The following is a 24,183-nucleotide window of genomic DNA, read 5'->3' on the forward strand; positions in this document are numbered from 1 at the left end:
GGGGATACTGCAGCCCTGAGCAGCACCATCCCCATCTAGGCCGCCGTCCTCGGACGGCGGCCTGTTTCATTTATCACGGCGAACCTTGGGATTACGCCCCAATGACTCAAGGCGCGCCTTTATTCGGATATATCCGATAGATCCAATTTGTCCCATTGTTTCCAGGGCCGCCTCGTACCTCCGTCTCGCCTCGCCCTGCCGGCCGGTGCGCTCAGCCAGGTCCCCCAGCCCTTCCAGCGCGGCGGCCCTACCCTCCGAAGACCCCAACTCAACCATGGCCCTGAGCGCGGCGTGCAGTTCCCGGTCCGCCCGGTCATGATCTCCGGAACCGGCATGCGCGTGGCCGAGGAAGATGCCCACCCGGGCTCGGTTGTATGCATCGTCCACACCTCGCAGCAGTTGCCGCGCACGCTCCAGGTGCACCACCGCGTCCGGGCCACGGTCCTGCTCCAGGAGCACGCCCGCGAGGTCGATCAGCGCCAGAGCCGTCTTCCGATCGGCGCCCAGCGCCTGGTAGGCGACGCTCGCGTCCGTGAGCCGGGCGATGGCCGCGTCGTGGTCACCACGACCGGCGTCGACCAGTCCGAGCCTGCGCAGCGAACCGATCTCCCTCTCCCGTTCACCGAGCCGCCGCCAGATCGCGAGCGCTTCCTCGAATCGCGCGACGGCCTCATCATGGCGCCCGAGAGCATGGAGACTCAGCCCCAGCCGGTTCAGCATCTTCCCTTCCGCGTACGGATCCCCGCACGCGCGGGCGGCGGCCAGTCCCGTCTCCTCCACATCGACCCGCTCCCCGTGATGGCCCATGAAGAGGAAGAGGGCCCACATGCTGTCGGCGAGTTGCCAGGCGGTCACCTCCCGTCCGCGCTCGTGCGCCAAGGACACGGCGGCGCTCAGGTTCGCGCGTTCGGACTCCAGCCACTGGAGCGCGTCCTCCGGACCGCCGAAGTCCGTGATCTCGGCGGGCGGCGGCTCGGCGTCGCGGGGCAGCCGGGTTCGGTGCGGCCGCAGCCGGCGTTCCGCGCAGGCGGCGGTGGCGAGATACCAGGCGAGCAGGCGTCCGACGGCGAGATCCTGGGCCTCGGAATCCTCCGCCCTGACCAACTGCAGGGCGTGCAACCGTACCAGCGCGTGATGAAAGCGAAGGCGCCCATCGGGTATGTCGGTCAGCAGGTTCGCGTCGGTCAGCTCCCCCAGCAGCCGCCTCGACTCCATCTTCGAGATGCCGGCCAAGGCCGCGACCGCGTCTCCGCCGAACCTGTCGCCGGGGATGAGGCTCAGCAGCCGGTACAGCCGGGCGGCGTCGGGACTGAGCGCGCGGTAGGAGAGGTCCAGCGCGGAGCGTAGCGCCACATCGTCTCCGATCGTCAACGCTGCCAGGGTCCGCTGCTCCTCGGCCAGCGCGGTGACCATCTCGCTGAGCGGCCAGCTCGGACGCGCCGCCAGACGGGCCGCCGCGACGCTCAAGGCAAGCGGCAGCCGCATGCACAACTCGACCACTTCGGACGCCGCCTCGTGCTGCTGTTCGAGCCGCTCGCTCCCCAGCGCGTCGCGGAGCAGGGCAAGGCTCGCCTCGACGTCGAACCGATCGACGTACACGCCACGCACTCCCTGCATCAGCAGGCCCGCCAGCCGGTATCTGCTGGTCACCACGGTGAGACTCATCGACGACGCCGGAAGAAGCGGCCGCACCTGAGCGGCGGTCATCGCGTCATCGAGGAGAAGGAGAACCCGCTGGTCCCGGGTCACCGTGCGGTACAGCGCGATCCGCCGCGCCGGCTCTCCCGGTATGAGGTCCGCCGGCACGCCGAGTGAGTGCAGGAAGTCGCCCAGCACCTCCTGGGGAGACCTCGGGCCGGCGCCGGAATGCCCGCGGAGATCGGCGTACAACTGCCCGTCCGGGAAATTCGGGCTCATCATGTGCACCCAGGCCACGGACAGCGCGGACTTCCCCACACCTACGGGTCCGGTCAGCAACACGGTGAGCGGGACATCCGTCGTTTCCTCCCGCAGTGCGTTGAGCTGAGCAATGGTGGCTTCGCGATCGACCAGGCGCGGTCGTGGCGGAAGCTGGCAAGGCGCCGGTAATGACGCCGCCTCATGAAAATGAATGCCGCCAAATACGTCACGTGCCTGCACCAGCGAACCGTGAACCACCCCCGTCACATCGTTATATACCATTCCGGATAGATTTCGGTTCGCCATCACGTCACTTCGACACCAATCCTGCTTTAACCCGGCGTCCTATCGTCGAGGATCAAGCGGCTCGGGGTAAAGACACAGGTGCCACGATGGCCGGTTCCCCAGTGCACCGCAATGCGTCGACCAATTATGTACGGCAGCCGCACCGCATTCCACTGCCACCGTAATTTCGAGGCCCGGCCTCAGTTCCTTCCCCCGGGAAAGGAAGGGCTGCCAGGAGGGACCGGACGACTGCCGCAGCCCAGCCTGCAGGGCGCCTTCGGCCTCGCGGAGATCATTCCGTACGAGATCTCCCACTGCGGACCGCCGCCGGTCCTTCCGAGGGCCGGCGTACGGTCGTGTACGCCGAATAACGGCTCTCAGCTGGGTAGGGATCCCCGGAGCATGTCCAACAAACCTTCTGGGGGAGGCGGAGATGACCACTGCAGGGGCCGGAAAGACGGTTCAGGATGTGATGCACCAAGGTGCGCAGTGCATCGGCGAGAACGACAGCCTGCGTACCGCTGCGCAGATGATGCGCGATCTGTCGGTCGGCGCGCTGCCGATCTGCGGTGACGACGACCGGTTGAAGGGCATCATCACCGACCGCGACATCGTGATCAAGTGCTGCGCCGAGGGCAAGGACCTCGACAGCACCACCGCGAGCGAGCTGGCCAGCGGGCTGGTGTGGGTCGAGGCGGAGCACAGCGTCGAAGAGGCGCTGGAGAAGATGGAGCAGCACCGGATCAAGCGGCTGCCCGTGATCCACAATCGCCGGATCGTGGGCATGATCACCGAGGCCGACCTGGCCAAGGAGCTGCCCGACAGCAAGCTCGCCGAGTTCGTGCACCGTATCTACGCGCGGGCCTGACGCCCTGGGGCGAGCCGCGCTCGCGAGGCTCGCCCCAGCTCATACCGGCACCATCGGCGCTGTGGCAGCGGCCGCTCAACCGGTTACGGAGATGACGAGGGTGACGTCTCCATCGTCCGCAACCGTGCACTTGAACTCGCCGCCGCCTGTGCCATGGCTCGTGCCGAAGATCTGTTCGGCCGGCTGAGAGCAACCTTCGAACAGGCGCGTACGGACTTGTGCCGGGGCGAGTCGCTACGGCGGGCCAGGAAACGCATCGCCGCCCGCGACTACTTGAGCTGGGCACTCTCAGGGTTCGACCGTCTGAGGGCGGGGCCTTGGGCGGACAGGACCCGCACGGAACTCGAGGCCACAGGCGCGCCCGTCCGCCGCCGCGAGACGTCAGCGGCTCCACCACTGACCGCCCAGGAACTCCAGGTGGCGAAGCTCGCGGCCGAAGGCGAGGGCAACCGCGAGATCGCCACCGCACTCTTCCTGAGCCACAAGACCGTCGAGTTCCATATCCGCAATCTGCACAGGAAGCTCGGCACCACCAGCCGGGCGCGACTGGTTCGCAAGCTACTGGAGCACTCACTGATGGGATGAGATCCCGGCGCCCGGTCAGCGGCGCCAGGACCAGACCACCAGCCAGACGCTCAGCCCGAACAGTGCCATGCCGAGCGGCACATGCCCCGCCACCGCGCCGGACCCGCCCAGCATGGACTGCACGAACCCGAGCAGCAGCACCGCCAGGCTGACCAGCGCGGGCCAGCCCGCGCCCCGCGCCGGCCGCCACAGCAGCACGGCGATCACGAGCTGCACCAGCGCCAGTAGGTGAACGGCCCCCGCGCCCGCCCCGTGCAGTCCCCCCGTCGCGCCGCTCATCATCTGCCCGGCCGTCACCGCCTGCACGAGCACCGCCACCATGTTGAGCAGCGCCGCCACCTTGAACGCGGTCAGATATCCGCTTGTCCTGGCAACCTGGGTGACCACTGGTTTCTCCTTCGATCGGGGTGAGCCTCAGGATCTTGCGTCACCGCCCGCCCCGCATCCACCGCTGGTCGTCCTCCGCACTACACCCCAGGATGTACGTCCAGCCTCCCGTCAATCACGGGACCGATGGACGACCTCCTTCTTGGACCGTCCCGGATAGACCACGATCAGATGCCACTCGGCGGGCAGCATGGTGACGGCCTTCTCGTCGGCCCGCGCGTGGACCCGTACCCGGTAGTGCCCCGGCCCCTTGATCGCCAGATTGGGCAGGGCCCGCCCGGCTCCCTCCTGGCCCCCGGGCCGCATGGTCGGCAGCGTCAGACGCCCGCTGCGGCTCGTGACCCCCACCTCGGCCACCTCCTGCCAGCCCCTGAGCCGCAGCGGCGGAGCCCTGTCGAACGCCTTGACGGTCACGCAGATGTTCATCTGCCGGATCGTCCCGACTCCGACGCCGGTCTCCTCGGCCGTGAGCAGCCCGTCGTAGTCCCGCCCGACCCCGTCCTTGTTGTCCGGATCCGCGTCGTCGGCGAGGGAGTAGCCACCGCCCTCGGGCGTGAAGTACGACGCCGTCCCCTGCCTGCGGGCCCGCACCCTGGGCCAGGGGTCACGGCAGGCGGCATTGCTCGCGGCGACGTAGGCGGCATCCTCCTTGACCACCTGCTCGTCCGAGGGCAGCACGGCATCGGGGCACAGGAACACCAGCGCGTCGTCCAGCCCGCGCATGTTGATCGTCCGGTCATCGCTGCGCAGCCATGTGTCGCCTCTCTTCCACCTCGGCTGGGCGCACAGTTTCCTGCCGGACGCCAGGAGGGCCCGGTCGGACCTGTCAGCAGGGAACATCGGCCCGCCCGCGTCCCGTACCAGGCACAGAAAGGCGCGCTCCCGATGCTCCACCCGCGTTTCGCCGAACCCACGGCTCAGCTTCGTCCACGCGGGGCAGCCTGCGTCGTAAGGCGGCTGGTAGGGCAGGCGCGGGCCCTCCTCGCCGCCGAGCAGCCCGGCCAGCAGCACGACGGCCACGACGCCGCCGAGCACTCGCGATCGGCCCGGCACCACCCGCGGCCGACGGCCGTCCGCCAGCTCATGAGCGGTCCGCGCCCACCAGACCGGCCCGAACACGTTCAGCGCCGCGAGGACCCACCCCAAGGCCGTGAAGGCGAACGCGGTATCCCGCACGTGCCAGGTGACGCCGTTGACGGCCAGGAGCGCGAGGAAGGCCACCAGATCCAGCACGCCACAGCGGACGGTGGCGGCGCTCCAGGGGCCGTCGCCCCGCTGCCCGCGCAGCATCATCGCCTGCCAGGCGGCATAGGCCACCGCCGGCACGGCGAACATCCACCAGAGGGAGACGGCGTCCTCTCCACCCGCCGAGAGCACGATCGGGAACAACACCGTGGTCAGGGCCGCCCCCGCCACCCCCACCAGCCCCAGCGCGAGCGCGAGCGCCGCCGCCCGGAACCCGGGCGGCGTCCCCGTCAGGATCAGCGTGAGCAGCACCACCAGCGCCACCCGGACGACCATGGACGGGACATCCTCATACGGACCACCGATGAAACCCCAGGGGATCAGGGTCACGGCCACGCCCAGGTAGAGAACGAGCCGTACCGCGGCCACACCACGCGCCGGCGGCGGGCGGCGAACCCGGACGACGGGCCCGCGCAGGACCTGCCAGAGCATCCAGGCCCGCAGCGGACAGACCAACGCGAGCGCGATCAGCACGAACCCGCCTTCGGCCCATCCCTGGGGCACCCCGTACCACGGGGACCCCACAGCCACCGCCCAGGCGACTCCCACATCACCGGTGAGGGCGGAGAACACGCCGGCCACGACCACGGCGGCCAGGTAGAGCATGACGATCACGGCCGCCGCGGGGCCGAAGCGGTATCGGCGGGCGGCTGACCAGGCTTCGGTAGGAATGCGATGATCTTACGGCCGCTGGACACACGTTTGATCGGGATGAAGTACGGCGATATACGCTGATGTTTGACCATCTTCGCGCAAGCGCCCTGCCTGCGGAGACTCCGCGTTCCTGGATGGCGCTGCGAAAGGTGAGTTCAACCTGCCGTAGGGCGCTTGCGTGAGTAGTGCGCCCCTGTGCCGGGCGTCAGACGGTGGGGTGGACGCCGGAGTGGTCGAGGGGCGGGAGGGTCGCCTGGGCGTCGGCGCCGGTGATCCAGAGGCCGATCATGAAGGCCGCCGTCGCCTCCAGGAGTTTCGCCCTGTTCAGGGCGCCGGCGTACACGGGAGTGCAGCCGAGGTCGGTGACCAGCGTGCGGGTGGCCGCGAGCGCGCGCTCGTCGTCCCCGCACAGGGGTACGGCCAGCGGCCGGCCGTCGAAGACCGGCGGGGTCATCCGCCACACGTCGACATGGCACAGGTTGAAGGCCTTCACCACATGTGCGCCCGTGGATTCGGCGATCAGCTCGGCCAGTGAGCGCGTCACGTCATAGGCGCCCGGTCCGACGGCATTCGTCACGTCGATTACCGGCTTGTCGCTCATTGCCGGGCCTGCTGCTCCTAGCACGTCGTGCAGCCCTGCTTCGGTGATGGCCACCATCACCACCTCGCCATATGCGGCGGCCTCCGCCCATGTCCCCGCCCTGGCATCAGCGACATCGGGCTCAGGCGATGCGAGCCCTGGCTGTCCCGGTGCGTCCTGGGCACAGGCGTGATCAGGCCCTGAGGCGGTGGGGCCGGGCCGGTGTGCGGCGGTGGTCATCTTCTGGGCCAGGGCGGCGCTCGCCACCGGGTCCCTGCCGCTGACCATGATGTCGTGGCCCGCTCTGAGCCACTGGGTGCCGAGGGCGTCGGCCATGTTGCCCGCGCCCAGGATTCCGATCCGCATGTTCGTCCTCCGCGTGTCAGTACTTTCTACGCAGCACTGTAGAAAGGTCGTCACACACCATCCGGTGCCTAACGGAGGACCCGTGTTTCTCGCCGACTGTCAGGCCAGGCTCGCCTTCGATCTGATCTCCAACACCTGGACCGCGGTCGTCGTCTGGTCGCTGCGCCACGGGCCAAGACGCCCCGGTGACCTGCGTACCGAGATCGGCGGCATCAGCCCCAAGGTCCTGACCGAGACGCTGCGCCGCCTGGAGTCCAACGGCCTGGTCGCGCGGCGGTCGTACGCGGAGGCGCCGCCGCGCGTGGAGTACGAGCTGACGAACCTGGGCCGGACCCTGCTGGGCCCGATCGGGGCCCTGGGCGATTGGGCCTTCGACCACGCCGACGAGGTCCTGGCCGCCCAGGATCGACGCATCCGCGCCCCGATGCCGCGATCGAACGGCTGATGCCCCGCGGGCGACTCACCTGATGCTGTTCAGCTTCTTGTACGCCGCGACGGCGGGCGAGATGTTCTGGTTGAAGGTCAGGTCCTTGTTCAGGTCGAGGCAGAGCACCGTGATCTGCAGATCGTCGCGCTCGGCGTACGGCTCCGGCTCGTTCGGGTCGTTGTCCCACTTGCGCAACCGCTGGGTCTCGTCGAACTGGTTCAGCAGGTCGGCGCACCCGCCCTGGACCCGCTTCTGTCCCCACCAGGCGCCGCCGCACGCCGGGCGCTCGGTGAACACCCAGTCGATGACGTTGGCCGTCGGCCACTGGTCGCCCTGCCGGAGGTCGGTGAAGAAGTCGCTGCGGTAGAAGAGCGCCTCGGAGTGGCTGTCGTTCGTCCTGACCTGCTTGCCGCCCCAGTTGGCGTCCAGGTAGTAGCCCACCCCCTGGCTGGCCAGCGTGTGCGCGAGCGGCTTGAAGCCCTGCTGCGCCTTGCCGGCGCCTCTGAGCCCGAAGTGGAAGGTCGCGACATTCATTCCGGCGGTGACGCCCTTGTTTCTGACCCGGTAATCCATCGCGGCGATCGTGCGCGGGTCGATACCGTACTGCGCGACGGGGATGATCTCGAACTGCATACGTGAGCTCCTCCTGGCTGGGCGTGCGGCCGCCTTCCAGAAGTTATGTCGATCTTCAGTGGATGTCGAGAGCGCTTCGGCGGATCGGGGCGTTTGATCCCAGAGGTTGACCCCTGTCAGATCTGAACGGCAGAGCCGCCATCATCACCGGAGACGGAGGGCCCGGACAGCGCGGTGGCCGTGGGGTCAGAGGGAGAGGGTCAGGTCGAAGGTGCCCTGGTGGGGGATGCGGAGCGCGTGGAAGCGGCGTTCGCCCAGGTAGCGGACCGTGCCGGCGGCCAGCGTGGCGGGGGTGGCGGTGCCCCAGCGGAAGCGGATCGTGGTCCGGCCGCGCCGCAGGTCGAAGCCGTCGGCGGTGGCGGTCACGGAGCCGCCGTGCTGGGCGCGGGTGCCGTCGGTGAAGGTGAGTTCGTCCGTCGGCAGCAGGATGAGCGGGATCTGCTCGAACGCGGGCGCGTTCGCCCGGACGGAGCGGCGCAGCGTCTGGCGGGTGACGTGCACGTCGGTGGTGACGGCGGCGTTGCCGTAGCGGATGCCGAAGGCGCCGGGGGCGCGGCCGCCGGTCCACGGCCGGCCACCGGGGGCGCCGTGGAAGTAGGCGGCGGGCAGCGGGCCGTTGGAGTCGGGCTGCTGGCCGGGGAAGACGGTGGACCAGCAGGCGTGGTTGTTGTCGTTGAGCGCCTGGATGATCGTGCCCGCCTCGGGGTGCCAGAGGAAGGTCAGGCCGGTGCGGGTCTGGACGTCGGCGCGGGCGCCGAAGTAGCCGCCCAGGTACAGGCCGGGCTTGCGGACGAACAGGAAGTCCTGGCCGTTGTCCTGGCGCAGCTCCACGAAGTCGTGGTCGCGCAGGTAGGGCAGCCGGGCGATGGCGGCGGCCCGCTGACGCCGGGTGGGGAACCGCTCGCCGTACAGGGCGTGGGACAGGATGCGCGGGGAGGTGTCCTGCTTGGCGAGCGGCCCCACCGGCTCGGCGGAGGCGGCCCAGGCGGCGCGGGCGTCGGCGAGGTCCTCGCGGGCGGTCATGAACGCGGCCAGCTGCGGCACCTGGCCGGTGAAGACCCAGTTGAGCGCGGTCCGGTCCGGGTCGGGCCGGACCTCGGCGTAGAAGCGGGAGCTGGTGCGCGTGGAGGTGGCGACGTTCGTCATGTAGCCGGAGCCGTCGGGCTCGCGCAGCAGGTTGTAGCCGAGCCAGTCGGTGTACTTGGCGGCCATGTCGACCAGGACCGGGTCGCGGGTCTGGTGGTAGGCGTCGGCGAGCTCGGGGAGCATGACCTCGAAGTTGTAGTTCATGTCGGCGCCGCGCTGCTCGTAGAAGAACCCGGCGGGGCTCTGGCCGTTGGCGGCGATCCGGGCGAAGGCCTCGGTCAGCCGGGTGCGCAGGGCGGGGTCGCGGTCGAGGTTGAGGGCGAGCCCGGCACCGGCCAGCCCGGAGGCCGTCTGGTTGGCGTACTCCAGCCGCGGCTGCCAGACGGTCCCGTTGGCCGGGTCGAGGAACCAGGTCATGGCGGTGCGCAGGGCCGTGGTGAGCTGGGCCCGCCGCTCGGGCAGCGCGCCGGATCGGCGCAGGATCTGCAGGGTCTTGCTGAGGTAGCCGATGCCGAACCCGGTGGCGGCCATGTGGTGTTCCTGGCGGTGGTATTCCGGGAACGATCCATCGGCGTGCTGCAGCGACAGGTAGTGCCCGAGCCCGGCGTCAAGGGCGGCGAGCAGCGCGGGGTCGCCCGCGTACGGGTTCCAGGGGCGGGCGTTGGCGTGGAACCAGGCGAGCGTGAAGACGTGCTCCTGCACCCGGGCGTTGTACGGCGCGGCGGGGTTGCGCCACCAGCCGCCGGCGAAGAAGCCGCTGTCGTCCATGTCGTTGACCATGGGCGCGAGGGTCGTCAGGTAGGGCGCGAACCGCTGCTCGGCGGGCGTGAACAGGCGGCGGTCCGGCGCTCCGGCGGGTAAGGGGGCGAGGCCGGGCACGGCGGCGGCCCAGGCGGTGCCGGGCACGGCCGCCGTGAGCAGGGCGGCGCCGAGGAGAGTGCGGCGAGTGAGCATGGTCAGCCTTTCAGACCGGTGTGCGCGAGACCTTCGATGAACTGCCGCTGGGCCAGCACGAACACCACCAGGATCGGCAGCGCCGTCATCGTGGCGGCCGCGAGCTGCACGTTCCACATGGGTCCGCCGTAGGCGTCGACGAACTGGGTGAGCGCCTGCGGGAGGGTGAAGTTGGCCGGGGTGGACAGGTAGACGATGGGTTCGAGGTAGAGGTTCCAGGAGTGCAGGAAGGTGAAGATGGCGACCGCGCCGAGGGCGGGGCGGGCCAGCGGCAGCGCGACCCGGTAGAAGGTGCCGAACCGGCCGAGCCCGTCGACGCGGGCGGCCTCCTCCAGCTCGCCGGGCAGCGTGATGAAGAACTGCCGCATGATGAAGGTGGCCAGGACGCTGGGCGCGCCGAAGATCGGCACCAGGATCAGCGGCCAGTGGGTGTCACTCATCCCGAAGTCGTGGAACATCTGGAACAGCGGGACGATCGTGACCTCGCTGGGGATCAGCAGGCCGACGAGCACGACCACGAACAGCACGTTCTGCCCAGGGAAGCGGATGCGGGCGAAGGCGTAGCCGGCCATCGCGGCCACCGCCATGGTGCCCACGGTGACGACGGCCGCGATGTAGAGGCTGTTCCAGTACTGCTGGGCGAACGGCTGCAGCTCGAAGACCCGGCTGTAGGACGTCAGGTCCCACCGGTCGGGCACCAGGGTGGGCGGGAAGGCGAAGATCTCGTTGATCGGCTTGACCGACGAGGTGACCATCCACCAGGTGGGGAAGACGAACGGCACACACAGGACGCACAGCAGGCCGTACAGCGAGAGTTTGACCCTACGACTCATGGAAGACCCACTTCCGGCGCATCCGCCACTGCACGAGCGTGAGCGCCGCGACGATCAGGAACAGCAGGACCGACAGCGTGGCGCCGTAGCCGAAGTGCCGGAACTGGAAGGCCTGCTGGTAGAGGTAGTAGACGAGGACCGTGGTCGACATCCCGGGGCCGCCCTGGGTGAGGACCGCGATCTGGGCGAACACCTGCAGTGACCCGACCACGGTGATGATCGAGGTGAGCAGGATGGTGGGGCTGATCAGCGGCACGGTGATGCGCAGGAAGCGCACCCAGGCGTTCGCGCCGTCGAGCTCGGCGGCCTCGTAGAGCTGGCGGGGCACGCCCTGCAGCGCGGCCAGGAACAGCACCATGTTGAGGCCGACGTTCTTGATCACCTGGACGACGACGACGGAGAACAGCGCGGTGGCGTCGCCGCGCAGCCAGTTGGGGCCGTCGACGCCGACCGCGCCGAGCAGGCCGTTGATGCCGCCGTCGCCCTGCAGCAGGAACTGCCAGACGATGGTCCAGGCGACCAGCGACACCAGCACCGGCGAGAAGAACAGGGTGCGGAAGAAGGTGGTGCCGGCCAGCTTCTGGTTGAGCAGGATGGCCAGCAGCAGGGCGAGCGCCAGGTTGAGCACGACCAGGCCGATGGAGAACAGGGTGGTGCTGGTCAGCACCTCGCCCATCTTCGGGTCGGCGAGCAGCTTGGCGTAGTTGGCGCCGCCGACGAAGTCGAACGTGCCGGCCAGGACGTTCCACTCCTGGAGGCTGTACCAGCCGACGAGGGCCAGCGGCAGCAGGACGAACAGCACGCTGCCGGCCAGTTGCGGTGAGATGAGCAGGTATCCGACGAGGGCGTCGCGGCGCGGGATGGTCCAGAAGGGGCCGCGCCGGGCGGCGGTGTGACCCGCCACCCGATCACGGAGCTGCGTTGCCGCCACGTCACGCACCGAGCATGGGCTGGATCTTCGCGCACACGCCGTCCAGCACCGTCTTGACGTCGGCGTCGGCCGTCCACAGCGGGTCGAGCGCGGCTCTGATGGTCTGCGCCAGCTCGGCCTGGCCGGTGTGGCTGGGCTTGACGACGCCGGTCTCGATGCCGTCGATCACGACCTGCTGGAGCTGGTCGGGCTTGAGCAGCGGGTTCGTCTTGGCCATGGTGTCGGCGGTGAGCAGGGAGCTGCGGGCCGGCGGGAAGTAGGCGGCGAGTTTGGCGGAGTTGGCGGGGTTGGTGAAGAAGGTGAGGAAGTCAGTGGCCAGTTCGGCGTTGGGCGACTTCTTCAGCACGCCGATCCCGGCCTGCCCGATCACCGCGTACTTCCCCTTGGGCCCGGACGGCAGCGGGACGAGGTCCCAATCGAAGGTGCCCTCCTTGAGCATGGCGGCCCTGGAGATCTGCGCGATCACCATGGCGGAGTCGCCCGCGAAGAAGTCGGCCACGGTGCCGGGGCCCGGCATGGCCTTGTCCTTGAAGATCGAGGTGTGCAGGAAGGTCATCGCCTCGACCATCTCGGGGCTGTTGAACTGGCAGCTCTTGCCGTCGTCGCTGTAGGCCTTGGCGCCCCAGCCGCCCCAGACGGTGGCCAGGTTGTCCCAGCCCTTGTAGTCGAAGTCGAGGATGGTCATGCCCTGCTTGCCGTCCTTGGCGACGGCCGCGTTGACCTTGCTGACGTGCTCCCAGTCCCACTGGCCGGCCTTGATGAGCTCCTGCGGGGACTTCTGCTTGGCGGCCTTGACCAGGTCGGTGTTGACGAACATGCCGAACGGCGAGGTGGAGAACGGGTAGGCGTACAGCTCGCCGTCCCGCTGCCACAGCTTGGTGGTGGAGGGGACGAGCTCGGCGGCGTTCTCGATCTTGCTGTTCAGCGGGGCGAGCGCGCCGGAGCCGACGAAGTCGGGGGCGGAGCTCTCCAGGATCCAGGCCAGGTCGGGGGCCTTGCCGCCGGCGATCTGGGTGGTGATCGTGGTGGTGTAGTTCTCGAACGGGATGGTGTCGAAGGTGATCGAGCCGACGTTCGGGTGGGCCTTGCGATACTCGTCGGCGATCTCGTTGAACAGCTTCAGGTGGGCCTCGTTGGAGGTCCAGATGGTCATGCGGAGCGGCTGCGGTCCCTGCGCCACAGGGGTCTCGCCGCCGCCGCACGCGGTGACCGCGAGCAGGGTGGTCAGCGAGACGGCCGCCAGTTTCCCGAGTGCCTTCATGATGAGTTCTCCTTCAGTAACCGGTGACGTCGGGCCAGCGCAGCTCGACCCCGTCACGGGTGAGCCGGTGCTGGTAGTCGGCCAGGAGCCGCTCGCTCGCGCGTACGGCGTGCGGGGTCGTGGCGTGGTCGAGGCAGAACGCGGCCAGCGCGCCCGCGGCCTCGCCGACGTTCCACTCCACCGGGTGCAGGCGGTAGGCGCCGTTGGTGATGTGGGTGGTGCCGATGTTCTTGGAGGCGGGCAGCAGGTTGGCCATCCGCTGCGGGATCAGCGCGCCGAGCGGGATCTGGAACGGTGAGCTGGCCACGTCGATGTAGTTGTCGCCGCCCGTGGACGGGTGCAGGTCGATGCGGTACATGCCGATGCCGACCGAGTCGGCGTAGGAGGCGGCGCCCTTGTCGCCGCGCACCGCCACGGACACGTCCTGCTCGGTGACGGTCGTCAGGGCCCGGATGCGGCGGGACTCGCGGATGTAGGGCGCCTGGGCCAGGCCGTCGGCGCTGCCGGTGACGTCGCCGCGCAGCCGCAGGCCGGGGTGGCCGGTGCCGCCGTCGGTGCGGGGCGCCTCGGTCTGCAGCCAGTAGAGCACCGACTTCGACAGCTCCCGGGCGGCCGCCAGGTGCCGGTCGGCGTCGGGCACGTCGATGACGGGCCCTTCCAGATAGTCGATCATCGGCCAGTTGACCAGGGTGATGTCGCTGTCGTAGGCGCCGGGCACGAAGTTGTCGCGGGCGGCGATCCGGCGGAAGGTCCACAGGTTGGCGTCGCCCGGGTTGACCCGCTGGTCGGCCTCCACCAGGCGGGGGTCGTCGCCGGGGTTGGGAGTGAAGGAACGCTCCACGATCTCCAGCGTCCGCGGGCTGGGGCAGCGCCACGACAGCAGCTTGTCGCCCCAGAACGGCGGCTGGTACGCGCGCCAGAAGTCGTAGGAGTCCGGCTTGTCGATGGTGTGATCGCCGTCGACGTGGTCGAGGGCGAAGCACACGGAGACGGCCTGCATGTTGAGCGGCTGCGCCTCGGCGGGCGCGCTCGGCTCGCCCGTCTCGGCCTGCGACTCGAACCCGGTCACGTACTCCGCGCCGGTCAGCGGCAGCAGTTCGCCGGTCTCGGTGGCGTCCAGCACGTACGCGCCCAGCGCCGTGACGTCCTCGCCGCCGTCGCGGTGCGCGAGCCGCACCGCGCTCACCCGGTCGCCGTCCACCTGCGCCGCGACGGGCCGGTACGGCTGCAGCACGCGCAGCCGGCCGGAGCCCCGGTACGGCGCGAGCATCGCCTCGATGACCGAGACGGCGACCCTGGGCTCGTGGCACAGCCTGCTGACGTGGCCGGCGCCGGGGTTCAGCTCCTGCCAGGCGCGGGCCCGCTCGGTGAGCGGGTAGTGGTCGCGGTAGTAGCGGCGGATGCCCTCCCGCAGCGCCCGGTAACTCGCGGTGACGCCGAACCGCTCGACCCAGGTGTGCTCGTCCGGCGGCACGGCCTGGCTGGTGAGCTGGCCGCCCAGCCAGTCGTACTCCTCGGTGAGGATCACCGAGCGGCCGGCCCGCAGCAGGGCCAGCGCGGCGGCGACGCCGCCCAGTCCGCCGCCGACGACGACCGCGTCTGCCGATATCTCAACCACGTGGGGGTTACCTCTCTCAGTTCTGTACGGGAGCGTTCTGTACGGGAGCGTTCTGTACGGGAGCGTTCTGTACGGGAGCGTTCTGTACGGGAGCGTTCTGTACGGGTGCCAGGGTCGAGCCTTCGACCAGCTCGCACGGCAACATGTCCTGGGGTGCTCCGCCGCTCTCCAGCACCTGGGTCAGCAGCTCGACGGCCCTGCGGCCCATCTCGCGCCGGGGGATGCGCAGGCCGGTGAAGTCGATGTCGGTGCGCACCGGCGTGGTGTGCGCGCCGAGCACCAGCACCGACAGGTCGCGCGGCACGCCCAGCCCGCGCTCGCGGGCCGCCCGCACGATCGCGACCCCGTCGGCGAGCTCTTCGGCGAGTACGGCGGTCACGCCGGCGTCGAACAGCCCGTCGGCCGAGGTCAGATGCAGGCCCTCGGCGCCCACGTCGGCCACCGCCTCGGTGAAGCCGCGCAGCCGGTCGCTGTAGGACTCCGCGCCGACTCCGACGCCCACGTAGGCCAGGCGCCGGTGGCCGAGCGCCGCCGCCCGCTCGACGAGCGCGCGGACCGCCGGCGGGTAGTCGGCGCCGACGTAGGGCACCGGCCCGCCGGCGTCGTCGCGGCGGCCCACCGACACGAACGGGATCCGCTCGGTCAGCAGCCTGGCCAGGTCGTCCTTGTCGACGGTACGGCCGAGCAGCACGCAGCCGTCGGCCAGCCGGATCCGGCTCTCCGCGCTGAATATCCGCCGCCGCTCCCCCTGCACGACCTTGGCGCTGGTGAACAGCAGCAGGTCGCAGCCCGCCTCCTCGGCGCACTCCTCGATGCCGACGAGGAAGGGGTGGTAGAAGTCGGCGCTCTCGGCGGGGAAGACCGCCTCGTAGGTGAAGACGCCGAGGATCCGGTTGCGCCGGTCGGCCAGCCGCCTGGCGACCGGGTCGGCGACGTAGCCGGTCTCCCTGATCACCTGCAGCACGCGGTCGCGGGTCTCCTGGGAGATCCGGACCTCGCCCTCGGCCCGGCCGTTGAGCACCAGCGACACCGTCGTCTGGCTCACTCCGGCCATCCGCGCGATGTCCTGCTGCGTGAGGCGCCGACCTGAAACAGTCACAGTCCGTATCATCCCGTCTAGGTGGTAATGCGCATTAGCTCGATATTTTGGAACCACGCTGACGGGGCGGTCAAGGGCTAATAGCGGTGATAATCCGTATTAGCTGGAAAAATGCGGATTTTGGTCACGGACACGTAACGTCACCGTGATCAGGCGAAGATCCGCTCCAGCGCCTCGGCCACGCCGTCCTGGTCGTTGGAGAGCGTCCGGCGCTCCACCGCGTCCAGGACGAGCGGGTGCGCGTTGGCCATCGCGTAACCCGCTCCCGCGAAGGTGAGCATCGCCAGGTCGTTCGGCATGTCCCCGAACGCCACCACCCGCTCCGCCGGCACGCCCAGCCGCGCACACAGGCCCGCCAGGGTGCCCGCCTTGGTCACCCGCGCGGCGCTGATCTCCAGCAGTCCCCGTACGCCGGAGTGCGTCACCTCGGCCTGCCCGTCGATCGCGGCCACGGCGGCGGTGAACATGTCGTCCAGCGGGTGGGTGTCCGACCAGACGAGCAGCTTGACGATGGGCTCCCCCTCGGCGCACACGTCCGGCACCGAGCGCCAAAAGGCCAGGTCGGTGGGGATGTGCCGGTGGTAACCCGGCTGGAACAGCACGCCCCGGCCCGTCTCCGCCGCGAAGGTCACCCCCGGCAGCGCCTCGGCCAGCGTGGCGATGATCGTCACGGCCGCCGCCGGGGCGATCGGGGACATGGTGACGATCTCGTCGGCGGTCACGTCGTACACGATGGCGCCGTTGCTGCAGAGCGCCGTGCCCAGCTCGCCCGTCTGCCGGGCGATGGGTTCGAGGCTGCGGGGCGGGCGGGCGGTGACGAACACGATCTCGGCCCCGGCCCGGCGCGCCAGGCGCAGCGCTCGCCGGGTCCGCTCGGAGACCGAGCCGTCCGAGCGCAGGAGGGTGCCGTCCAGGTCCGTGGCCACGACGCGGGGAGTCATGCCCCGATTATCGAGGCCGCGCCTCTCATGCCCCGTCCCGCATGCGTGCACTTTCTCATGATCCGTACAGAACTGCAGGGTTGCTGTCCCGCCGGCGTCCGTTAGATGCGCATCTCCGACGGCAGCCGGGTGTGGGCGTCGGTCAGCTCCACGCCGAGCAGCTCACCCGACGCCGCGTAGTCGAGCACGACCTCGTCGGCCACGATCTGGCGCACCGCATCGCCTGGCATGATTTCATGCTTCATCGCGATATAAGCGATGTTCTGGCCTTTGTCCCAGTTCACGTACACGATCTGCGGGCGGCTGCCCGTCGGCTCGTCGTCCCAGTTCAGCAGGCCCTCCTTGGCCTCGTGCGAGCCGGAGAGCGCGGCGCGCGTGGTCGCGACCGCGAGCTCCACCGCCTGCAGCGAGTCGACCCCGGTCACCTTCCGCTCGTGCTCCCAGCCGGCCAGCCCGTCGATCCGGTACGGGCACGACCACTCGCCCGTCGGCTCCTCGTACGGCAGGCCGATCGTGACGACCACCTCCCCTGCCGGGTCGGTGCACAACGTGAGCGTCCGCTGGGCGATCTCGTACATGCCTGGTGCCTACCCGTCGGCCGCCCCGAAAGACCGCCCTCTTATGAACTCTGGCCGATATGCCCGAGATGCCGGATCCTTAGGAAGGTGGGAGCCCCATGTATCAGCCGCCAAACCCCCATACATACGGCTTCCGCCCACTAGTCTGCCTAGGTCGTGAGGGGGCCCAAGGTGAACGAATCGTTCGGCACACGGTTGCGGGCGAGGCTCGACAAGCACGGACCGCTCTGCGTCGGGCTCGACCCGAGCCCGGAGCTGCTGCACGCGTGGGGGCTCGACGACTCCCCCGCCGGCCTCGACCGGTTCAGCCGGACGGTGGTCGACACGGTCAGCGACCTGGTGGGGGTCGTCAAACCGCAGTCGGCCTTCTACGAGCGCTGGGGCAGCCGGGGCATCGCCGTGCTGGAGCAGACGATCGCCGACCTGCGGGACGCGGGCACGCTCGTCCTGCTGGACGTCAAACGCGGCGACATCGGCAGCACCATGACCGCCTACGCCGAGGCGTACCTCGACCGCGGCAGCCCGCTCGCCGCCGACGCGGTGACACTCAGCCCCTACCTGGGCTTCGGCAGCCTCCGCGGCGCCATCACCTCCGCCCTCGCCAGCGACGCCGGCGTCTTCGTCCTCGCCCGCACCTCCAACCCCGAGGCCACCGCCCTGCAGAGCGCCGTGGCGGCCGAGATCTACGAGGGCGTACGCACGGCCAACGAGGGCCACTCCCCGCTCGGCTCGATCGGCGTCGTCGTCGGCGCCACCGTGTCCTCCCCCGGTTACCCCCTCGACCACCTCAACGGCCCGATCCTGGCCCCGGGCCTGGGAACCCAGGGCGCCTCCCCCGCCGACCTCGGCCGCCTGTTCTCGCCAGTACGGCACGCGGTCGTCCCGTCGGTGTCCCGAGCCGTCCTGACGGACCCGGCCAAGCTGCGCGACCACGTCCAGCGGTACCAGAGCGAATGCGTCCACCATCTCTCATCGTGAAACCACATGAATCGGCCCGCCCGGGCCGATCTCATTCAACTCAGCCGATCACGCGGCTCGGCGTGTCGAACCAGTGGCGCTGCCCCTCGGGGCCGACCGTCAGACCGAACCGATCGCGCCGGGGCTCGCCCCACCTCACCCATTGGAAGTAGGCGGCCACGACCTCCTCCCACACCTGCCGGTCGCTCAGCTCGTACAGCGTGTGCTCGGTTCGTCCCTCCTCCCAGATGACCAGGGCTTTCTCCTGCGGACGGACGGTGCTGGACACCCAGGCCCTGAAACACCCCGGCTCGGCGCGGGTGTCCAGCCGCAGCCCCGTCAGGGCGGCGATCGTCAGCCTCGCGCCGGGCGGCGCGCCCGCGATCATGCGGGGGTCCACGCGCGTGGTGCTTTCCCGCGGCCGCACCTCTTCCGGGTCCGGCAGGTGGACAGGCCGCTGCGACCGCATGGACATGTAGGAGGCGTACTCGCGGAACCTGCCCCGCGCGGTGCCGTCCGGCAGCACGACCAACCGCAACACGTGCCCTTCACCGATCCCGGTCTCGAACGGCGTGACGATCACCCCGCCGGGGCGGCACTGCCCGACCCAGGCGTACGGCACCGTCCGCACCGAACAGGTGACATGCACCCGGTCGAACGGCGCGCGGCCGGCGACCCCCTCGGCGCCGTCACCGACGACCAGGTGCGGTCGCAGGCCCGCCTCGGCGAGGTTCTTCGCCGCAGCCTCGGCGATGGACGGGTCGACCTCGACCGAGGTCACGTTCGGCTCTCCCGCCAGGTGACAGAGCAGCGCGGCCGTCCATCCCGTACCGGTGCCGATCTCCAGCACTCGATCACCCGGCCGGGGGTCGAGCAGTTCGAGCAGGTCGGCGACCGTCGCGGGCGCCGACGACGACGAGCTGTAGCTGCCGTCCAGGTCGCGCAGTTCGGTCGCGCCGTCGTCGAGCTGCGTCACGAGCGCCGTCTCCGTGTAGACATGGCGCAGCCACAGCTCAGGGTCGGCGTCCCGGTCGATCAGGAGCGGCGGCCGGTCATTGCCGACGACCAGCGCCACCGGGGGAACGTACTCGTGCCGCGGCACCGACCGCAGAGCGCGCTCGATCCGGCTCTCCATCGGCGACCGCACCGCTTCGATCCGGGCGATCATGGTGTCCAGCAGAGGGCCGAGGTCGGTCACTTCTCGCCGCCGTCGGCAGGCCTCTCCCGCGTGCCGCCCCCTTCCGCGTTGCCGTCGTGCGACTGATCCTTGTCAGGCTTGAACGGCTCGTAACCGTGCTTCTTGTCGCCCTCGTGCTTGCCCATGGTGATCTCCGTTCACCGTGCCGGATCTCGCTATGCGTGATCGTACGGACACCCAAAGTCTCCGGGTAGGCATCCTCAAGGAGATGGCGACCTGTCTGCTCGTCACCCTCGGCTTCTTCTCACTTGAAGCTGTGACATCGACGCCTGCGGCTGTGCTCGCTCAGCGGGCCGGGGACGATGCAGAGTCCGCTGAGGCTGATGATGTGGCTCCAGCCGGGCGCGTGTTCGCCGATCCAGATGACCTCGTCGAAGCTGTGCGGCTGGTACCAGCGCATGGCGGTTTCCACGAACCGGCCTTCTTGTACTGGGTCTCACCGGCGGAAGCAGAGCTCAGAAGAAGCACCTCGCTGGTCCAGCAGAACCAGCCCGGACCTCTCATAGCGGCGGCCGAGGCCGCCGACATCACCGGGCAGCACAGCTCCGCCCGGCTGGCCCAGGAGATCCACCAGGCCCGAGCCCGGCTGGAACCTTGGGCGACCACCACATACGTCCGCCAACTGGATGAAGCCTTGCGCTTCTGCGGCCTCGCCTCGGCAGGGCCGGCGGCAAAGGCTCGAGCCGGGGGAAGGCCGCCCGACCTCTAAGCCGTCGGACCGGCCTCGGGGTGCGGCACCTTGTCCTCTTCGTTCTCCTCGTCGGCCGCCTCTTCGGTGTCGGCCTCGTCCTCGTCGTCGGCCTCGTCCGTGGCCTCCGGCGGGTCGGCGGGGACCGGACGGCGGCCCGTCTCCGTGGTGGCGCCGGACCGTTCGGCGACCACATCACTCTCCCCGCCCAGGCCGATCGCCGCCTCCGACTGTTCCTCGGGTGTCTCGCTCATCCCCTGGCACTGCCCGCTCGACACCATCTGATACCGAACGGCCCGCTCACCTGCCCGAATCGCACCAGGTCAGCTCAGAGCTGATTCACCGGAAACGCTGATCCTCGACGTCTTCCTCCGGAAGGCTCTCGCAAGCACCCCAGAAAAGGCGGTGGGGAGCGGCCCTTTCGGGCGGCTCCCCTGCCTAAGTACTACTGAGGGTAATTCCCTCTACGCCGGCTCCACCGGGACCTCGCCGCGACAGGGGGAAACAACCGGCAGCGCGCGCAGCGGCTGGGTCAATGGCCGGCGACGAAGCCAGGCAGACCCGCCAGTGACCTCACCACCGCTGCGGCCTTCGAGCGCCGGGTCTGACGCGTCGGAGGTCAGTCCGGCGCGTCCGCGTCGTCGTCCCACCGCTTGACGTAGTCGGCGATGGGTTGCAGCGCGACGACGAGATCGGCCCCTCGCGGCGAGAGGCGGTAGCGCACCGAGACGGGGGTCGTGGGGACGACCGTACGCTCGACCAGTCCCGCGTCCTGGAGTTGCTTCAGGCGAACGGTGAGCATGCGTGCGGAGATGCCGGTCACCGACGCGGCGATCTCGGTGAACCGCTCGGCGCCGCGAGCCAGCGCGAGCAGGACGCCGGGCGCCCAGCGCTGGCCGACGACCTCCAGGGCGCGGCTGGCACGGCGGCATTCGGCCTCGTTGCTGTGGTCCCACCGGGTGCGCGGCGGGGTCGTTCTCGGGGAAGTCACTTACCTAGCGTAAGCCGGTCCCCCAGCTTTGGACAGGCTTACGCCGAGTAAGTCGGTTACCGCCGTGGAGCAGCTCGCCTCGCGGAACGGTGCGGTGGGCAAGGTGATCGTCGGCTCCTCGGTGTGAGCCCCCTACGGCTGTTCCGGCCGGCACACGGCTGCGTCAGGTCGAGACCAGGTCGGCGGCGGCCAGGACGCGCAGGTGCTCCAGGGCCTCGCGGGGTGTGTCGGTGAGCGGCTGGATGCAGACGTGGTCCGCGCCGGCGTCCAGGTGCGCCCGTACTCGATCGAAGATTTTCTCTGGCTCGCCCCAGCTGCGGTGTACGGCGCATGACCTGCCGTGTTCGCGCACCGGGTGAGAACGCGGCCGTCCGCTACGAGGCGCCCTCCTGGCAGCAGGAAGCCTGCTCCTGCTCCAGGGCAGCGGACTTACCGAGGGTGTCCGCGTCGGCCTTGACCACGTACACCTCCCACGGCTCGGCACCTGGGCCGTGGACCCAGACCTTGTCCTGCAAGGCGTAACAGCACGAGGTGTCGTTCTCCTCGAAGGTCGCCAGGCCGGCGTCCTTCAGCCGCTGGGTGGCCGCATCGACCTGCGTGGCGTCCTCCACCTCAACGCCCAGGTGATCCATGCGGGTCGGCTCCCCCTCCTCGCCCTCGATCAGCACGAGCTTGAGCGGGGGGTCGGCGATGGCGAAGTTGGCGTAGCCGGGTCGGCGCTTAGCCGGCTCGGTGCCGAAAAGCTTCGAGTAGAAGGTGATCGAGCTTTCCAGGTCGGCGACGCGGAGGGCGAGCTGGACTCGTGACATGGCGGCTCTCCAAGGCTTGATACGGATCTGACCAGTAAACGTCTCTGCCGCACATTCTGGACAGAGGCGGCGACCACATCCGCCTTGGCCGGTCCGTCGAAACCTCACCTACCCGGCCTGGCGTACGGCGGGGACGTCGTCGGTCCAGTTCAGGGGTGCCGTGTACATCCAGCGTGCTCCGTTCACCCAGCCGTGGAAGAAGACGCGGTCGCCGAGCACGTCGGCGCCGCCCAGCCCCTGGACCGCGCCGTGCAGGGTGGCGGTCGTCATCAGGGGCGAGGCGGACTTGGTGTAGGGGCCGGTGAGCGAGGGGGACACGGCGTAGCCGGTGAAGTAGCGGTCGCCCGTGTAGGGGCCGCCGGAATAGAAGAGGACGTACCGGGTGGGGCGTTTGACCAGGACAGGCGCTTCGACGATGCCGTCTTCCCTGGGGTCGTCGTTGCGGATGAGCTCCTTGCGGGGGCCGACGAAGGTCACCCCGTCGGGGAGGACCCGCTGGAGCCAGACGATCGCCGGTCTGCGGACGGCGTTGCCGTCGTTCTTGTACAGCAGGTATCGCTGTCCGCCGGTGTCCACGAAGCTCGCCGGGTCGATGGCGCCGCCTTCGCCGGGGTCGCAGACGATGGGGCCGTCGCCCAGGGGACGGAAGGGGCCGAGTGGTCCGGAGGAGAGGGCGGCGCCGACACACCTGCGCTTGGCCGTCGCGCTAGGAGCGGTGAAGTACATGAGGTACTTGCCGTCCGCGCGGCGGGAGACATCGGGCGCCCACAAGCCGCAGTCGGGGTCGGCCTCGCAGCTCACCGCCCAGGACGGCTTGGCGGGCAGGGCGTCCCCGCGCACGGTCCAGGGGCCGGTGGCGGACGGCGCCGCGGCGACGGGAACGTGCCGGGTTCCGCCGCTGGTGGAGTAGGCGTAGAACGTGGACCCGGCCCGGATCACGTCCGGGTCGGGGAAGTCGGCGGCGATGACGGCCGCAGGCGGCGCGGCGGTCGCTGCCTGGACGTCGCCGACAGGCGCGACGGCCGTCGCGCCGACGTCGCCGGCAGGTACGGCGATCGTCGCCTGGACATCGCCGGCAGGTACGGCGATCGTCGCCGGCAGGGCCAGCACCAGGAAGAGCCGGCGCATGGGGATCTCCGATCGTCGCGTGCTCACTCGATGTTCCAGTCCTCGGTGCGGGGCGGGTAGGCGAACGTCTGGGTGCCGAGCCAGCCCTGCTCGACGATGCGGTAGCCGTGCATGGCTTCGTCGGCGGTGTGGTCCGGGCCGATGTCGATGGTGTCGATGATCGACCAGACATCGTCGACCTTGTGCTTGACGATGTAGCGGAACTCGTTGAAGTCGGAGGAGCCCACCGAGGCGTTGACGATCGTGAGCGAGCCTCGCCCGGCGGTCAGGTGCGGGGGGAGCTCGACGATCTGGTTCCGCCACTTGTAGAGCTCGTCGCCGAGCAGCGGCCGCCAGGCCCCGGCGGGCGCGCCGTTCACGGTGATGGTGGCGTGCTGCAGGGGGACGCCCACGTCCAGGCGGCGGATCAGGCGTACGCCGGTGTTGGCCGGACTGACGGTCACGGTGAACCGGCTGGAGCCGCCGCCGCCGAACGCGCGGCCGTCGTCGCTGACGATGTGCCCGACGTCGACGATGTCGCCGGGCAGCTCCTCGGACATGCCGCCCCGCAGCGCCGCGGTCAGCACGAGACCGACGCCCACGGCCACCGTGATCGCCCCTGCCAGCACGATGGCTCTGCGCCGGCCGCGACCTGGGGGCCGCGCGCCACCGACGGTCCGGCGACGCCCGCGATCCTCAGGTGGCGTGCCGCCGGCGGTCCGGCGCTGGTCCTCGGGAGGCGCGCCGGTGGAGGAGTCGGTCGTACGGTCCTGCCCGAGGGGCATCCGGGTGAGGCGTACCCGTTCCCAGGTCCGTTCCCACGCCGGGATCTGCGGCTCGGGCACCCGGCAGGCCCGCAGGAACGCCACCATCAGCGCCTTCTTGGGGAAACGCCGCCCGGCCAGCATGTCCGCGCAGGTCGCCCGTGGCAGCCGGACGCCGCCCGCCCGGTCTGCCCGCGCCTGCAACTCCCGCAGGGACACATCGGCTCGGGCGAACTGCTCGGCCAGTGCCTTGACCAGGTCCTCGTGGCAGCTCACCCGTTCCAGGCCGGACCCGGAGGGCGCCTGCTCGCCAGGCCCAGGATCTTGACTGCCTTCAGGAGCCTTACGCATCACTTCCCGGACCTTGCCCTCTCTTGACCCGGACCGCTCCGACAGCACCGTTCCGCTACGCACAGCGTACAAACAATGACCGAGAGTT

Annotated in this window: 26 protein-coding genes; 5 read left to right on the forward strand and 21 right to left on the reverse strand. The window is 69.9% G+C overall.

From position 1 onward, the window contains the following. Positions 1 to 66 precede the first annotated feature (66 nt). Positions 67 to 2,205 carry an ATP-binding protein gene (locus tag OHA68_RS40430; protein WP_327104948.1) on the reverse strand — a complete coding sequence of 713 codons (2,139 nt, stop codon included), beginning with the start codon at positions 2,203 to 2,205 and terminating at the stop codon, positions 67 to 69. Positions 2,206 to 2,617: 412 nt separating this feature from the next. Between OHA68_RS40430 and OHA68_RS40435 the strand changes: the two genes are divergently transcribed. Both OHA68_RS40435 and OHA68_RS40440 read left to right on the forward strand, forming a co-directional pair. Next, positions 2,618 to 3,052 (forward strand): CBS domain-containing protein, encoded by a 435-nt coding sequence (locus tag OHA68_RS40435; RefSeq protein WP_327104949.1) that lies wholly within the window; start codon positions 2,618 to 2,620, stop codon positions 3,050 to 3,052. Positions 3,053 to 3,205: 153 nt separating this feature from the next. Next, entirely contained in the window at positions 3,206 to 3,637 is a 432-nt protein-coding gene (locus tag OHA68_RS40440) for a helix-turn-helix transcriptional regulator (protein ID WP_327104950.1), read from the forward strand. Positions 3,638 to 3,652: 15 nt separating this feature from the next. On the opposite strand, the gene OHA68_RS40445 is transcribed toward OHA68_RS40440, so the two are convergent. The 3 genes from OHA68_RS40445 to OHA68_RS40455 all read right to left on the reverse strand — a co-directional run bounded on the left by OHA68_RS40445 (position 3,653) and on the right by OHA68_RS40455 (position 6,869). Beyond that, on the reverse strand, positions 3,653 to 4,024 hold the full coding sequence (locus tag OHA68_RS40445; RefSeq protein WP_327104951.1) for a hypothetical protein: 372 nt from the start codon (positions 4,022 to 4,024) through the stop codon (positions 3,653 to 3,655). A gap of 111 nt (positions 4,025 to 4,135) precedes the next feature. Next, complete coding sequence (locus OHA68_RS40450; RefSeq protein ID WP_327104952.1) at positions 4,136 to 5,884, reverse strand: hypothetical protein; 1,749 nt, start codon at positions 5,882 to 5,884, stop codon at positions 4,136 to 4,138. 244 nt (positions 5,885 to 6,128) lie between these two features. Beyond that, positions 6,129 to 6,869 carry an NADPH-dependent F420 reductase gene (locus OHA68_RS40455; RefSeq protein WP_327104953.1) on the reverse strand — a complete coding sequence of 247 codons (741 nt, stop codon included), beginning with the start codon at positions 6,867 to 6,869 and terminating at the stop codon, positions 6,129 to 6,131. 82 nt (positions 6,870 to 6,951) lie between these two features. Between OHA68_RS40455 and OHA68_RS40460 the strand changes: the two genes are divergently transcribed. Next, positions 6,952 to 7,314 (forward strand): winged helix-turn-helix transcriptional regulator, encoded by a 363-nt coding sequence (locus OHA68_RS40460; protein ID WP_327104954.1) that lies wholly within the window; start codon positions 6,952 to 6,954, stop codon positions 7,312 to 7,314. Between the two features lie 15 nt (positions 7,315 to 7,329). Here the strand turns inward: OHA68_RS40460 and OHA68_RS40465 are convergent, their stop codons facing one another. From OHA68_RS40465 to OHA68_RS40505, 9 genes are all read right to left on the reverse strand, one after another. After that, a complete protein-coding gene (locus OHA68_RS40465; RefSeq protein WP_327104955.1) occupies positions 7,330 to 7,929 on the reverse strand; it encodes a hypothetical protein in 600 nt (199 codons plus the stop codon). A gap of 186 nt (positions 7,930 to 8,115) precedes the next feature. Further along, on the reverse strand, positions 8,116 to 9,969 hold the full coding sequence (locus tag OHA68_RS40470) for a hypothetical protein (RefSeq protein WP_327104956.1): 1,854 nt from the start codon (positions 9,967 to 9,969) through the stop codon (positions 8,116 to 8,118). 2 nt (positions 9,970 to 9,971) lie between these two features. After that, positions 9,972 to 10,802, reverse strand: coding sequence for a carbohydrate ABC transporter permease (locus OHA68_RS40475; RefSeq protein ID WP_189143522.1), 831 nt, complete (start codon positions 10,800 to 10,802; stop codon positions 9,972 to 9,974). After that, positions 10,792 to 11,733 (reverse strand): carbohydrate ABC transporter permease, encoded by a 942-nt coding sequence (locus tag OHA68_RS40480; protein WP_327104957.1) that lies wholly within the window; start codon positions 11,731 to 11,733, stop codon positions 10,792 to 10,794. Before OHA68_RS40480 ends, OHA68_RS40475 begins: the two co-directional genes overlap by 11 nt. Position 11,734: 1 nt before the next feature. Next, positions 11,735 to 12,994: an ABC transporter substrate-binding protein gene (locus OHA68_RS40485; protein ID WP_327104958.1), complete on the reverse strand. Its 1,260-nt coding sequence runs from the start codon at positions 12,992 to 12,994 to the stop codon at positions 11,735 to 11,737. A gap of 13 nt (positions 12,995 to 13,007) precedes the next feature. Continuing rightward, a complete protein-coding gene (locus tag OHA68_RS40490) occupies positions 13,008 to 14,612 on the reverse strand; it encodes an FAD-dependent oxidoreductase (protein ID WP_327104959.1) in 1,605 nt (534 codons plus the stop codon). Between the two features lie 16 nt (positions 14,613 to 14,628). Next, a complete protein-coding gene (locus OHA68_RS40495) occupies positions 14,629 to 15,711 on the reverse strand; it encodes a LacI family DNA-binding transcriptional regulator (protein WP_327104960.1) in 1,083 nt (360 codons plus the stop codon). Between the two features lie 149 nt (positions 15,712 to 15,860). Beyond that, the gene (locus OHA68_RS40500) at positions 15,861 to 16,652 is read right to left on the reverse strand and encodes an HAD family hydrolase (RefSeq protein ID WP_327104961.1); all 792 of its coding nucleotides are present in this window, start codon (positions 16,650 to 16,652) and stop codon (positions 15,861 to 15,863) included. A 101-nt stretch (positions 16,653 to 16,753) separates the two neighbouring features. Then, positions 16,754 to 17,230, reverse strand: a complete 477-nt coding sequence (locus tag OHA68_RS40505) for a DUF2283 domain-containing protein (RefSeq protein ID WP_327104962.1) — start codon at positions 17,228 to 17,230, stop codon at positions 16,754 to 16,756. 171 nt (positions 17,231 to 17,401) lie between these two features. On the opposite strand from OHA68_RS40505, the gene pyrF reads away from it, so the two are divergent. Further along, positions 17,402 to 18,208, forward strand: a complete 807-nt coding sequence (gene pyrF / locus OHA68_RS40510; protein ID WP_327104963.1) for an orotidine-5'-phosphate decarboxylase — start codon at positions 17,402 to 17,404, stop codon at positions 18,206 to 18,208. Between the two features lie 40 nt (positions 18,209 to 18,248). On the opposite strand, the gene OHA68_RS40515 is transcribed toward pyrF, so the two are convergent. Both OHA68_RS40515 and OHA68_RS40520 read right to left on the reverse strand, forming a co-directional pair. After that, positions 18,249 to 19,385 (reverse strand): methyltransferase domain-containing protein, encoded by a 1,137-nt coding sequence (locus tag OHA68_RS40515; protein ID WP_327104964.1) that lies wholly within the window; start codon positions 19,383 to 19,385, stop codon positions 18,249 to 18,251. Beyond that, positions 19,382 to 19,510, reverse strand: a complete 129-nt coding sequence (locus tag OHA68_RS40520; RefSeq protein ID WP_327104965.1) for a hypothetical protein — start codon at positions 19,508 to 19,510, stop codon at positions 19,382 to 19,384. Before OHA68_RS40520 ends, OHA68_RS40515 begins: the two co-directional genes overlap by 4 nt. Positions 19,511 to 19,542: 32 nt before the next feature. Here OHA68_RS40520 and OHA68_RS40525 point away from each other — a divergent pair, with 32 nt between their 5' ends. Continuing rightward, complete coding sequence (locus OHA68_RS40525; protein ID WP_327104966.1) at positions 19,543 to 20,094, forward strand: hypothetical protein; 552 nt, start codon at positions 19,543 to 19,545, stop codon at positions 20,092 to 20,094. Here the strand turns inward: OHA68_RS40525 and OHA68_RS40530 are convergent. The 6 genes from OHA68_RS40530 to OHA68_RS40555 all read right to left on the reverse strand — a co-directional run bounded on the left by OHA68_RS40530 (position 20,091) and on the right by OHA68_RS40555 (position 24,095). Further along, entirely contained in the window at positions 20,091 to 20,327 is a 237-nt protein-coding gene (locus tag OHA68_RS40530; RefSeq protein WP_327104967.1) for a hypothetical protein, read from the reverse strand. The two genes, OHA68_RS40525 and OHA68_RS40530, sit on opposite strands and share 4 nt — an antisense overlap. A gap of 365 nt (positions 20,328 to 20,692) precedes the next feature. Beyond that, a complete protein-coding gene (locus OHA68_RS40535; protein ID WP_327104968.1) occupies positions 20,693 to 21,064 on the reverse strand; it encodes a winged helix-turn-helix transcriptional regulator in 372 nt (123 codons plus the stop codon). A 163-nt stretch (positions 21,065 to 21,227) separates the two neighbouring features. Beyond that, on the reverse strand, positions 21,228 to 21,416 hold the full coding sequence (locus tag OHA68_RS40540) for a hypothetical protein (RefSeq protein WP_327104969.1): 189 nt from the start codon (positions 21,414 to 21,416) through the stop codon (positions 21,228 to 21,230). A gap of 22 nt (positions 21,417 to 21,438) precedes the next feature. Next, entirely contained in the window at positions 21,439 to 21,873 is a 435-nt protein-coding gene (locus OHA68_RS40545; protein WP_327104970.1) for an ArsI/CadI family heavy metal resistance metalloenzyme, read from the reverse strand. 108 nt (positions 21,874 to 21,981) lie between these two features. Beyond that, positions 21,982 to 23,028 (reverse strand): glycoside hydrolase family 43 protein, encoded by a 1,047-nt coding sequence (locus tag OHA68_RS40550; protein WP_327104971.1) that lies wholly within the window; start codon positions 23,026 to 23,028, stop codon positions 21,982 to 21,984. Continuing rightward, positions 23,025 to 24,095, reverse strand: coding sequence for a hypothetical protein (locus OHA68_RS40555; RefSeq protein ID WP_327104972.1), 1,071 nt, complete (start codon positions 24,093 to 24,095; stop codon positions 23,025 to 23,027). Before OHA68_RS40555 ends, OHA68_RS40550 begins: the two co-directional genes overlap by 4 nt. Positions 24,096 to 24,183: the final 88 nt, after the last annotated feature.

Source organism: Nonomuraea glycinis, from assembly GCF_035920485.1.
Taxonomy (GTDB): Bacteria; Actinomycetota; Actinomycetes; order Streptosporangiales; family Streptosporangiaceae; genus Nonomuraea; species Nonomuraea glycinis.